This is a genomic window from Phaeovulum sp., assembly GCF_047638075.1.
Lineage (GTDB): Bacteria > Pseudomonadota > Alphaproteobacteria > Rhodobacterales > Rhodobacteraceae > UBA6197.
Genome location: NZ_JBLJBV010000098.1, coordinates 1 through 11,859 on the forward strand (window position 1 = coordinate 1; position 11,859 = coordinate 11,859).

General features: G+C 61.3%; 9 protein-coding genes. 1 reads left to right on the forward strand and 8 read right to left on the reverse strand.

Annotated elements, in window-relative coordinates; translation table 11 throughout:
- Positions 1-869: 869 nt before the first annotated feature.
- The 4 genes from ACM62R_RS14455 to ACM62R_RS14470 all read right to left on the reverse strand — a co-directional run bounded on the left by ACM62R_RS14455 (position 870) and on the right by ACM62R_RS14470 (position 6,115).
- Entirely contained in the window at positions 870-2,153 is a 1,284-nt protein-coding gene (locus ACM62R_RS14455; RefSeq protein WP_415184747.1) for a DUF3422 family protein, read from the reverse strand.
- A 278-nt stretch (positions 2,154-2,431) separates the two neighbouring features.
- Positions 2,432-3,886 carry an NAD(P)(+) transhydrogenase (Re/Si-specific) subunit beta gene (locus tag ACM62R_RS14460; protein WP_415184748.1) on the reverse strand — a complete coding sequence of 485 codons (1,455 nt, stop codon included), beginning with the start codon at positions 3,884-3,886 and terminating at the stop codon, positions 2,432-2,434.
- A 15-nt stretch (positions 3,887-3,901) separates the two neighbouring features.
- Positions 3,902-5,473 carry a Re/Si-specific NAD(P)(+) transhydrogenase subunit alpha gene (locus tag ACM62R_RS14465; RefSeq protein ID WP_415184785.1) on the reverse strand — a complete coding sequence of 524 codons (1,572 nt, stop codon included), beginning with the start codon at positions 5,471-5,473 and terminating at the stop codon, positions 3,902-3,904.
- Between the two features lie 201 nt (positions 5,474-5,674).
- Positions 5,675-6,115, reverse strand: coding sequence for a methyltransferase family protein (locus ACM62R_RS14470; RefSeq protein ID WP_415184749.1), 441 nt, complete (start codon positions 6,113-6,115; stop codon positions 5,675-5,677).
- Positions 6,116-6,293: 178 nt separating this feature from the next.
- On the opposite strand from ACM62R_RS14470, the gene kynU reads away from it, so the two are divergent.
- Entirely contained in the window at positions 6,294-7,490 is a 1,197-nt protein-coding gene (kynU, locus tag ACM62R_RS14475) for a kynureninase (protein ID WP_415184750.1), read from the forward strand.
- A 47-nt stretch (positions 7,491-7,537) separates the two neighbouring features.
- Here the strand turns inward: kynU and ACM62R_RS14480 are convergent, their stop codons facing one another.
- The 4 genes from ACM62R_RS14480 to ACM62R_RS14495 all read right to left on the reverse strand — a co-directional run bounded on the left by ACM62R_RS14480 (position 7,538) and on the right by ACM62R_RS14495 (position 11,838).
- Positions 7,538-8,224: a D-lyxose/D-mannose family sugar isomerase gene (locus tag ACM62R_RS14480; protein ID WP_415184751.1), complete on the reverse strand. Its 687-nt coding sequence runs from the start codon at positions 8,222-8,224 to the stop codon at positions 7,538-7,540.
- Positions 8,225-8,303: 79 nt separating this feature from the next.
- A complete protein-coding gene (locus ACM62R_RS14485; protein WP_415184752.1) occupies positions 8,304-9,092 on the reverse strand; it encodes a gamma-glutamyl-gamma-aminobutyrate hydrolase family protein in 789 nt (262 codons plus the stop codon).
- Between the two features lie 158 nt (positions 9,093-9,250).
- Positions 9,251-9,676 carry a GlcG/HbpS family heme-binding protein gene (locus ACM62R_RS14490; RefSeq protein ID WP_415184753.1) on the reverse strand — a complete coding sequence of 142 codons (426 nt, stop codon included), beginning with the start codon at positions 9,674-9,676 and terminating at the stop codon, positions 9,251-9,253.
- Positions 9,676-11,838, reverse strand: coding sequence for a malate synthase G (locus tag ACM62R_RS14495; RefSeq protein ID WP_415184754.1), 2,163 nt, complete (start codon positions 11,836-11,838; stop codon positions 9,676-9,678). The genes ACM62R_RS14490 and ACM62R_RS14495 overlap by 1 nt, the downstream gene beginning before the upstream one ends.
- Positions 11,839-11,859 lie beyond the last annotated feature (21 nt).

An 11,859-nucleotide genomic window follows, 5' to 3' on the forward strand; every position in this document is an offset into this window, starting at 1 on the left:
GTCGCTCGGTATCGCTGCCATATCCGGTTTCCTCGATGGCAAGTATTGCTCTTAAAAGACCGAAACAAAACCGCGACAGGGGCAGACAGCTATTGACCCGAACTTGGCATGAGCCCGTTTATGGCAGGTGCAGCCCTTCGCTGCGATCGACGATCTGGTTGGGGGGGCACGGAGTGGAAATTTCACGTCGAGCCTCTTGAGCGCGAAACTGCGCCACGAGGTGCAAAGGGCTGCCCCGCGTAAGGAAGGTGTTGAGATACTTGGTATTCCGTTCAGCAATCTCTGGCTCTTTTTAGACCAAATCTGAAATGAAAAATGTCAGCCAGGGTGCGCCTCAGCCACAATAGCCCGCAAGACGCGCGCAAGTCCACTTGCAGACCCAGCGCATCGACCCGGTAAATCACTCGGTTCGGTAGCATGATGCAAACAATCAAAAAAATGACGCCGCCAAACCTCAGGACTCGAACCTTGGTGCTCTGGCAGCTTATACCGACCGGGTCACCCAAAAGATCAAGGACGGCGTCCCGACCCATGAATTGCCTTAAAGCGATGGAACAACCAACAAGATCGGCCGGTTCAAGGAACATTTTTGCCCAAAGCCTCCGATCATCGTGATAGCCGGCATGGCCCCGTCAGTGGGTATAAAACGCGGTGCGAAGCTGGCAGCGGGCCGGGGGTCCCGGCTCGCGTACACGCACGCAAGGGCTGCGTATGCGGCGAAAACGTATTCCAGCAGAAGGAATATGGATTTTGCAATACAGGGGCTCTGACGGTCGCTGACAAGGCAATCGCGCCTTGTTTTTGTTGCGAAAATCGGGGTATCGCCGCGTTGGGTGGCAATTTTGGACCTGACGGCGTGGGGCGCAGCCTTAGTGCAGCTTGCGACGGATGCGGCGCACCATCATCCAGACCGCGAAAATCACCACGGGCGTCAGGCCGGCGGTCATTGTCTCTTTACTCAGGCTTAGCGCTTTGGCCGCCGGATAGGCCAGATAACCCGCCAGGCTGACGGCGTAATAGCTGATAGCCACGACCGATAATCCCTCAACCGTGTTTTGCAGACGCAGTTGCTGATCCGCGCGACGGTCCATGCTTTCCAATACCCGCTGGTTTTGCGCCGAGCGTTCCACATCGACCCGGGTGCGCAGCAGCTCGCCCGCGCGTGCGGCGCGTTCCAACAGGGCCTTCAGACGTGCTTCGGCGGATTTGACCGTTCGCATCGCCGGATCATAGCGCCGCATCATGAATTCTGAAAACTTCTGGCGCCCATTGAAACGGCTTTCGCGCAGCACCTCAACGCGTTGATTCACAATCGCCTCATACGCCCATGTAGCCCCAAACCGGAATGAGTGCTGCACCGCCAGCGTTTCCAGTTCGGAAGAAACGCTTAGTAGCTCTTGCAAGGTGCGCTCGGCGGGGCGTGCGTCATCGGTCATCGCTTCGACCAGGGCTGAAAGCTGCGGGTCGAGCGCGTTCAGGCGCGCAGTCAGACTACGCGCGCGGCCCAGACCCAGCATCGACATCGCCCGGTAGGTCTCAATTTCGCAGATCCGCTGCACGATCCGCCCGACACGGCCGGGCCCCGTTCCCGGCCGCACAAAAACGGCAAAACGCATCTGCCCGGCCTGATCTATGCGAAAATCCCCCGCAATGATCGCCGCCCCTTCCAAAACCCCGGCACACACCAGGCTTTCGGGCACGAACCACTCTGCAAGGCGGGGGGCGATATCCTCGGGGTTTTCTGGCAGAGCCTCAACGCGGATACTGACGGCCGTCAACCGCTTGCCGGGGGCCGTCTCGACCCAGTTGGCGGGAAATATCTCACCCTCGGCCGGATCGAAGGGCCGCTTTGACGCTACAGGTGCGATGGCCAGATAGGTCGTAAACTCGGTATGGCTTTCCCATTTCAGCGTATGTTTGCCGATTGGTCCGGCATAGTGACTGACGCCCCGCAGTGGAAGCGCCGCGCCGTGGCGCGTCAGTAACGCAAACAGGTGATCCACATCCTTTGTGCGGTCACGGTTGGCGGCATCGTGCGGTTCCTTGATCGCCAGATAAACGGCATGGCTTGGCACCGGAAGCTGTGGAAAGGGTCGGGCATGCAGTTCATTCACTAACTCATAACGCAGCGGATGATCGGCGGTTGGGCACATGAGGGTGGTCCTGCAGTGAAGGGTTCGTGACGGTGACGATGGCAGAAGCGTTCAGACAGAATAACCAAACCGAAATCGGCGGCAAATGCCACCACCACACATGACCGACAAATCGCCACAAAACCAATAACTTGTGGGAATACATCGGTATACCGGGCCAAAATGCAACATCTTCACCCAAAACCCGCAGCCTGGCCCGCCTGATCAGCCAAACGAAATGGCCCCGCCGATAAGGGCGGGGCCAGAGTCATTTCCCCGGGTTTGCCGTGATCCTTGGATCAGTCGATCATCGGCAGCAACGCGTTCAGCGATTCTTTCGCGTCACCATAGAACATCCGGGTGTTTTCCTTGTAAAACAGCGGATTTTCAATTCCGGAATAGCCAGTGCCCTGCCCGCGTTTGCTGACAAACACCTGTTTCGCCTTCCAGCATTCCAGCACCGGCATGCCGGCGATGGGGCTGCCCGGATCTTCCTGCGCGGCCGGGTTCACGATGTCGTTCGAGCCAATGACGATTGCCACATCCGTCGTGGGAAAATCCTCGTTGATCTCGTCCATCTCCATCACGATGTCATAGGGCACCTTGGCCTCTGCCAAAAGAACGTTCATATGCCCCGGCAGGCGCCCTGCAACCGGATGGATGGCGAAACGCACCACCTTGCCTTTGGCGCGCAGCTTGCGGGTCAGTTCGCTGACCGCGTTCTGTGCTTGCGCCACGGCCATGCCGTAACCTGGAATGATGATCACCGAATCCGCATCATTCAGCGCCGCGGCCACACCATCGGCGTCAATCGCGATCTGTTCGCCGTCAATCGCCATCGCGGGGCCAGCGGTGCCCCCAAAGCCGCCAAGGATCACCGAGATGAAGCTGCGGTTCATCGCCTTGCACATGATATAGCTAAGGATCGCACCCGAAGAACCGACCAGCGCCCCGGTCACGATCAGCAGATCATTGCCCAGCGTAAAGCCGATCGCCGCCGCCGCCCACCCCGAGTAGGAGTTGAGCATCGACACCACCACCGGCATATCCGCACCGCCAATACCCATGATCAGGTGATAGCCGATAAATAGCGCCAGTAGCGTCATCAGCGCCAGCGTCCACATGCCGGCACCCTGCACGAACATCACCAGCAAAATCACCGAAAGGATGGCCGAACCAGCGTTCAGCATATGACCGCCGGGCAGCTTTTTCGCCTTGCCGTCAATTTTGCCCGCCAGCTTGCCAAAGGCCACGACCGACCCGGTAAAGGTCACCGCACCGATAAAGATACCCAAAAACACCTCGACCTTGAGGATCGAGACTTCCACCGGCGTCTTTGACGCCAGCTTGGCCGCAAAGCCCGCCAGCGCATTCAGCGCATTGATGGCCTCGGGGGTGGCCGCCTCGCGCAGCGCCAGAATCCGCGACAGTTCCAGCTCGGCGTTGAAGCCGATGAAAACGGCCGCAAGGCCAACGAAGCTGTGCAGCGCCGCCACAAGCTGGGGCATCTCTGTCATCTGCACGCGCTTGGCCACGATCCAGCCCAGCACCGCACCGATGACAACCATCACCAGGATGATGAACCAGTTGCCAATCCCCGGCCCAAAGACCGTGGCCACCACCGCTATCGCCATACCGACGATGCCATACCAAACCGCGCGTTTCGCCTTTTCCTGCCCTGACAGACCGCCAAGGCTGAGGATGAACAGAACTGCCGCCGCAATATAGGCCGCTGCTACGATACCAATCGCCATTGCGTCACCCTCCCCTTACGATTTCTGGAACATGGCGAGCATCCGCCGGGTGACAAGAAAACCGCCGACGATGTTGATCGACGATATCAAAACAGAGATCGCCGCCAGAAACACCACCAGCCACGATCCCGACCCCACTTGCAACAGCGCCCCAAGGATCACGATCCCGGAAATGGCGTTTGTCACGGCCATCAGCGGCGTGTGCAGGCTGTGGCTGACATTCCAGATTACCTGGAAGCCCACGAAACACGCCAGCACAAAGACGATGAAATGGCTCATGAAGCTTTCGGGGGCAAAACCGCCAACCACCAGTAGCAGCAGGGTCGCGACCGCCAACAGTGTGACTTGCGATGTGGTCTGTTTCCTGAACAGCGTAACTTCGGCCGCGCGCTTTTCATCTGCGGTCAATTCGCGCGCCTTTTCCCGTGGCTTTGCGGCGGCGATGGCGGCGATTTTTGGCGGCGGCGGCGGGAAGGTAATCGCCCCGTCATGCGTCACGGTCGCGCCGCGGATCACGTCATCTTCCATGTTGTGGACGATGACCCCATCCTTGCCCGGCGTCAGGTCTGCCATCATGTGGCGGATGTTTGTCGCGTAAAGCGTGCTTGACTGTGCAGCCATGCGGCTGGGAAAATCAGTATAACCGACAATCGTCACGCCATTGTCGCTGACCACTTTTTGATCTGCCACGGTCAGATCGCAGTTGCCGCCCCGTTCCGCGGCAAGATCCACCACGACCGAGCCGGGCTTCATCGCCGCCACCATATCGGCCAGCCACAACTTTGGCGCATCGCGGCCCGGGATCAGCGCGGTGGTGATGACAATGTCCATCTCGGGCGCCAATTCGCGGAACTTGGCCAGTTGCGCCTCGCGGAACTCGGGGCTGGAGGGGGCTGCATAGCCGCCTGTCGCGGCACCGTCCTGTGCCTCGGCAAAGTCGAGATAGACGAAATTCGCCCCCATCGATTCGATCTGTTCGGCCACTTCGGGGCGCACATCGAAGGCATGAACAATCGCGCCCAGGCTGACGGCGGTGCCGGTTGCAGCCAGACCCGCCACACCCGCGCCCACCACCAGAACCTTCGCCGGGGGCACCTTGCCCGCCGCAGTGATCTGCCCGGTGAAGAACCGGCCAAAGTTGTTGGCGGCCTCGATCACCGCGCGGTAACCGGCGATATTGGCCATGGACGACAGGGCGTCCATTTTTTGCGCGCGGCTGATCCGCGGCACCATATCCATTGCAACCACAGTCGCGCCGGTCTTTTGGGCCCCCTCAAGAAGCTCTTTGTTTTGCGCGGGGTAGAAGAAAGAAACCAGGGTCTGGCCCTTGCCCAAGCGCTTCATCTCGGCCTCGACGGGGGGGCGCACCTTGGCCACCACGTCGACCTCTTTGAACAGCGCCGGGCCGGTTTTCACCACCGACACCCCTGCCGCCACATAGGCCGCATCCGCAAACCCGGCGGCCGCCCCGGCCCCGGTTTCAATGAAACACTGATGGCCCAGCTTTTGCAGCTGCACCGCGCTATCGGGCGTCATGGCAACGCGTGCCTCGCCTTCAAAAATCTCTTTCGGAGCCCCGATCTTCAACTGTATTTCCCCCTCGTCACGGGCCATTTGCCCGGGTGGACCGAATATGGCCGAAAATTCATAACATTGTGCGATAAAGTTTCACAAGCCCCACGCGGCACCGCAGAATTTTTGCCATGAGCGAACACGACAGACAGCGAAAGACGTCGCCCTATGGAGCTGCAAAGCTGCGAGGCCGAAATTGACGCCGCCAAGGCACGCTTAAATCCAGCGCCGGGTGCGCGCCGCATAGGCCCGCCACTCGGCTCCGAAATGCGCCGCTATGCGCGCCTCCTCGCCCAGGATGAAGCGCCGGGTGATCAGCGCGCCGTAAACCGGCACCAGCCACAAGACCCACAGCCCCTGAGCATAAAGCAGCACCCCCGCCAGAATAATCGCATCCGCCAGATAGATCGGGTTGCGCGATAGGCTGAAAACCCCGCCGGTTACCAGCGCCGTCGGGTCGCGGCGCGGAATGAACGTGGTGCGTGCCAACACCATCTGCCCCGCCGCCAACACCATCAACACCCCCCCCGCCACAACCAGCCCGCCCCCGATCAGCGGCCCCCCCGGTAACGCGATGGGCCAAAACTGCGCAAGGCCCCAGCCCAACAGTGCAAACCCCACCATCCACACCGGCGGCAAATCCAATCCTTCAAGCATCCGTCGCATCCTGCCCCCTTTGCGGCCCTGCCCGCGATAACCGTCGCCCGGCCCGTGTGGGACTATGCGCCGCAACCCGCACCAATCACCAGAGCAGTTGTTTTTCGGCGCGGGTTGGGCCAGACCATTGCAAAACCGCCCCTATCCTGCCCACTATCGCGCATAACCGGAGAATAGCATGACCACCGATTTCACCGCCACCCGCGCACTGTTTCATATTCCCGAAGGGATGATCTATCTGGACGGCAACTCGCTGGGTCCGATGCCCCGGGCCGCGGCCGCGCGCGTTGCCCGCACCGTCACCGATGAGTGGGGCGATATGCTGATCACCGGCTGGAACCGTGCCGGCTGGATGGCCCAACCCACCCGTGTGGGCGACCGCATCGCGCGGTTGATCGGCGCCGAGCCGGGCCATGTGGTCATGGGTGATACGCTGTCGATCAAGGTCTATCAGGCCATTGCCTCGGCATTGGAGATGAACCCCACGCGCCGGGTCATTTTGTCAGACAGCGGCAACTTTCCGTCAGATCTTTACATGGCCGACGGGCTTTGCCGCACGCTGGGACAGGGTTACACCCTGCGCGTCGTCGCCCCCGAAGAGGTGCTGGACGCCATTGATGAAACCGTCGCCGTGACGATGATCACCGAAGTTGATTACCGCACCGGGCGCAAACATGACATGAAGGCAATCACCGCGCGGGCGCATCAGAAAGGCGCGATCGCGGTCTGGGATCTGGCCCATTCTGCCGGCGCGGTGCCGGTCGATCTGGCAGGGTGCCGCGCTGATTTTGCGGTGGGCTGCACCTATAAATACCTCAACTCTGGCCCCGGCGGTCCGGCCTTCATCTATGTAGCCCCCCGCCACGCCGAGGCGGCCCGCCCCGCGCTTTCGGGGTGGTTGGGCCATGAGGCGCCCTTTGCCTTTGACCCCGATTACCGCCCCGGTCGCGGCATTGAGCGGATGCGCGTTGGCACCCCCCCGGTGTTGCAACTGGCCGCGCTGGAGGCCGCGCTTGATATCTGGGACATGACCAACATGGCCGATATTCGCACCGCCAGCCTGGCCCTGACCGATCAGTTCATCGCCGGCATCGAGGCCGCCTGCCCTACGCTGGAACTTGCCACCCCGCGCGACCACGACGCACGCGGCAGTCAGGTCAGCTTTCGCCACCCCGAGGGCTATGCGATCATGCAGGCACTGATTGCGCATGGCGTCATTGGCGATTTTCGCGCCCCTGACATTTTGCGCTTTGGTTTTACCCCGCTTTATATCGGCGCCGACGATGTGACCCGCGCCATTGAAATTCTGGCGAAAGTGATGGCCGAGGCCCTTTGGGACCGTCCCGACTACAAGGTAAAGGCCCGCGTTACCTGATCCGGTCGCGCACCGCGCGGGGCTTGCCGTCAAGGCCACCCCCCCCCTCAGGTCAGATGGCTGTCATAATCGCTGACCAAAAGGTGCAACGGCGCCGCGTCCTCTTCGATCCGGGCAAAACGGCCGATAGGGGCGCGAAAGATATTGTCGGTCAGATCATCGTTGACGGTTGAAACCTCACCGATCAGCACATCGCCCCCCTCGCCCCAGAACGCATGCCAATCGCCGGGGCGCAGGGTGACGCTTTCGCCGGGGGCAAGGCGCAGCACTTCGCCGGGGGTAAAGGCGCGCGGGATACCGTCGCAGGCCACCATTCCGCCCGCGCCTTCGTCAAAGGCGCCATTCTTGTCAGACCCATATAGCTGCACGGCCAGCGTCGCACCGCCCCGGTTGATGATATCTTCGGCCTTGATCACATGGGTATGCATCGGGCTAAGCTGGTCACGGCGCGAAATCAGCAGCTTTTCCGCATAGGCCATGCCGCCACCGCGTTGCAGATCGGCCAGATCACCGTTGCGCAGCGTGAACAGAAAAAGGCCCATCCGGTCAAAATCGCCCTCGCCGTAATCTGTTATGTCCCACCCCATCCTTGCGCTGACGATGCGGCCCGCCTGCGGTAGGTGGGCGCGAAAATCCGTAGGCGACCAGTGGGCAAAGGGCGGCAGAACAAAGCCGAATTCAGCGATCATCGCCTTGGCCTTAGCCATTATTTCATTGATGCGGGATCGTTTCACGACGCCTCTTTCCAGCTATCTTGTAGGGTATCTGTGCCTATCTTAGGGGCGCAAAAATTGCCACCCAACACCATCAGGCCTAACCCGCCCGGCCCATAAAATGGGCGCCTGTTTTGCGTGCGGCCCAGTCGCGGGCGGCATCACCGAACGCCTCAAACAGCGGCCGCGAAACCCGGTCGGCAGCCGCATTCCATTCCGGATGCCATTGCACGGCAAGGGCAAAGCCGGGGGTGCCTTTTACAACGATCGCCTCGGGGGTGCCATCCTCTGCCTGCCCTTCGATGGCAATCCGCGCGCCGGGCTGGCATATTCCCTGCCCGTGCAAACTGTTGGTCAGCACCTCGGTCGTGCCCAGGATCTGATGGAAAATCCCGCCTTCGGTCAGACGCACGGTATGACGCAGCGCAAATTTTTCCGCCAGATCGCCATTGGCTGGCATCCGGTGGTTCATCCGCCCCGGCAAATCACGGATTTCGGGATAGAGCGTACCACCCATGGCCACATTGACCTCTTGAAAGCCACGGCAGATGCCAAAAAAAGGCTGCCCCACCACAACACAAGCCCGAACCAACGTCAGCGTTATGGCGTCGCGCGCACGGTCAAAAAGGCCATGCGCGGGGGTTTCGGGCTGGCCATATTCCTCGGGGTGGATATTGGGCTGGCCGCCGGTCAGCAAAAACCCGTCGCATACGTCCATCAGCTCGGCCACTGACACAAAGCGCGGATCTGCCGGAATCAGCAGTGGCAGGCAGCCCGCCACTTCGGCCACCGCTTCGGTGTTCATCGTGCCGCCCGCATGCACCGGATAGCGGTCGTCCAGTTCGTGGGGGTTGCCGATAATTCCCACTACGGGGCGCGTATGGGCCATATTGAGACACCTTTCCTAAGCCTTGGTGCCGACAATCTAGCGCCAGCCCGCTGTCAGGTCGAGACCCGGCAACGGTTGCATCGCAAAAGTCGATCCAGACGGGATATGCCCGTATAAGCCCCGGCAGACTTGGCCCCGCCCAGCTGTCTGCGCCGCACTTACGCCTCGCCGGTCAGACCTGCGGCCTTGATGCCGGCCAGCGCAGCTATTGCATCATTGTCTGAGCTGTCGCCGGTCACGCCAACCGCGCCGATCACGCGCCCGCTGGCATCCTTGACCAGAACCCCCCCCGGAACCGGCAGCGTGCGACCCCCAAAAACACCGTTCACCGCCGCCATGAAAAAGGCCTGCGTCTCGGCGCGGGCCATCTGCGCTTGCCCGCCCATGCCCAGCATCACCGCCCCATACGCCTTGGCGCGTGCGATCTCAAACCGGCCGGGGCTTGCCCCATCGCCACGCTCAAAGGCGATCGGGTGGCCGCCCGCGTCAAGCACCACTACGGAAAGCGATTTCATCCCGTCTTTGGTGCCTGCCGTCATCGCCTCTGATATGATCTGCCGTGCAGCAGCCAAATCCAATCCCATCACGCCTCTCCCTTTACCTGTGCCCGGCGCATATGCAGGACCGGTTCGGTATAACCCGACGGTTGCACGCGCCCCAAAAACACCAGATCGCAGGCGGCCTGAAATGCCAAGCCCTCATATCCCGGCGCCATCGGGTCGTAGAATGGATCGTCGGCGTTTTGCCGGTCGACCACCAGCGCCATCTTGCGCATCGCCTCCATCACGCTGCCCTCGCTGACGACGCCGTGATGCAGCCAGTTCGCCAGTGCCTGCGACGAAATCCGACAGGTTGCGCGGTCTTCCATCAGGCCGACATCGTGGATATCGGGCACTTTTGAGCAGCCCACCCCCTGATCGACCCAGCGTACCACATAGCCCAAGATACCCTGCGCATTATTTTCCACATCGGCGGTGATTTCCGCTTCGGAATAATTGCGCCCGGTCGCCAGCGGAATCGTCAATAGATCCTCCAGCCGCGCGGGGCGGTTCATCGCTGCAATCTCGTGTTGACGCGCCTGCACATCGACAAGGTGGTAATGCGTTGCATGCAGCGTGGCCGCCGTGGGGCTGGGCACCCAGGCGCAATTGGCGCCCGCCATCGGATGCGCGATCTTTGTTTCCAGCATTTCGGCCATCAGGTCGGGCTTGGCCCACATCCCCTTGCCGATCTGCGCCTTGCCTGCCAGCCCGCAGGCCAGCCCGATATCAACGTTGCGGTCCTCATAGGCCGAAATCCAGGGCTGAGATTTCATCTCGCCCTTGCGCAGCATCGGCCCCGCCTCCATCGAGGTGTGAATCTCGTCGCCGGTGCGATCAAGGAACCCGGTGTTGATAAAGCAGACGCGGTGCTTGGCGGCGCGGATGCACTCCTTCAGGTTGGCGCTGGTGCGGCGCTCTTCGTCCATGATCCCCAGCTTGACGGTGTGGCGCGGCAGGCCAAGGCTGGCTTCGACATGACCAAAGACCTCATCGGCAAAGGCCACTTCCTCGGGGCCGTGCATCTTTGGCTTGACCACATAGACCGACCCGGCAACGCTGTTGCGCGGACCGTCGGTCTTTTGCAGGTCATGCATCGCGCAAAGCGTTGTGACCATGGCGTCAAGCAGCCCTTCGGCCGCCTCTTGCCCGTCACGGTCCAGCACGGCGGGTGTGGTCATCAGATGGCCCACGTTGCGCACCATCATCAGCGCGCGCCCCTTCAGCACCAAGGGCGCACCCTCGGGCGTGGTGAATTCCACGTCAGAGGCCAAACGGCGGGTAAAGGTCTTGCCGCCCTTTGATACCTCCTCGGTCAGATCACCTCGCATCAGCCCCAGCCAGTTGCCGTAGGCCAGAACCTTGTCCTCGCCATCCACGGCCGCCACCGAGTCTTCGCAGTCCATGATGCTGGACATGGCCGATTCAATGATGACATCGGAAATACCGGCAGGATCGCTAGCCCCGACAGGCGTGGTCGCATCAAACACCAAACGCAGATGCAAACCGTTGCAAAGCAGCAAAACCTCGGTCAAAGCGCCCGACTCATCGCGCCGGGTGCCGGCGAATTGCGCCGGATCGGCCAGCGCGAACGTGCCCGATGCGGTGCGCAGTTCAAGACTGTCTTCGTTTTGCGAAACGCCGGTCACATCGCCCCATGCGGCGCCCGCCAGCGGCACCACCTGATCCAGATGCGCCTTGGCCGCTGCCACAACCCGCGCACCGCGCACCGGATCGAACCCTTTGCCCTGCGGCAGATCCCCCAGTGCGTCCGTGCCATAAAACGCGTCATAAAGGCTGCCCCAGCGCGCATTCGCCGCATTCAGTGCAAACCGCGCGTTCATGATCGGCACCACCAGCTGCGGGCCGCTGACGCGCGAAAACTCGGGGTCGGTCGGCCCGGTCTCAATGGCAAAATCCGGCCCCTCGGGCAGCAGATAGCCGATGTCACGCAAGAACGCGATATAGGCGGTGGCGTCATGCGGCTTGCCGCGCTGCGCAAGGTGCCATGCATCAATCCGGGATTGAAGTTCCTCGCGCCGGGCCAGAAGGGCACGGTTTTTGGGGCCCAGATCATGGATCAACGATGAAAGCCCATTCCACAGTGTGTCGGCCGAAACGCCGGTCCCCGGCAAGACACGCTGCTCCAAAAAGGCGACCAGACGCCCGTCGACCCGCAGGCCTTTACGCATAATGCGATCCGTCATCTGGCTCTCCTTACGCCTCAT

Excerpts from the sequence above, each read along its gene's own strand:
- ACM62R_RS14460 (WP_415184748.1), bottom strand. The coding sequence starts at position 3,886 with ATGGCGATTGGTATCGTAGCAGCGGCCTATATTGCGGCGGCAGTTCTG.
- ACM62R_RS14485 (WP_415184752.1), bottom strand. The coding sequence starts at position 9,092 with ATGGCCCATACGCGCCCCGTAGTGGGAATTATCGGCAACCCCCACGAA.
- ACM62R_RS14470 (WP_415184749.1), bottom strand. The coding sequence starts at position 6,115 with ATGCTTGAAGGATTGGATTTGCCGCCGGTGTGGATGGTGGGGTTTGCA.
- ACM62R_RS14490 (WP_415184753.1), bottom strand. The coding sequence starts at position 9,676 with ATGGGATTGGATTTGGCTGCTGCACGGCAGATCATATCAGAGGCGATG.
- ACM62R_RS14495 (WP_415184754.1), bottom strand. The coding sequence starts at position 11,838 with ATGACGGATCGCATTATGCGTAAAGGCCTGCGGGTCGACGGGCGTCTG.
- ACM62R_RS14455 (WP_415184747.1), bottom strand. The coding sequence starts at position 2,153 with ATGTGCCCAACCGCCGATCATCCGCTGCGTTATGAGTTAGTGAATGAA.
- kynU (WP_415184750.1), top strand. The coding sequence starts at position 6,294 with ATGACCACCGATTTCACCGCCACCCGCGCACTGTTTCATATTCCCGAA.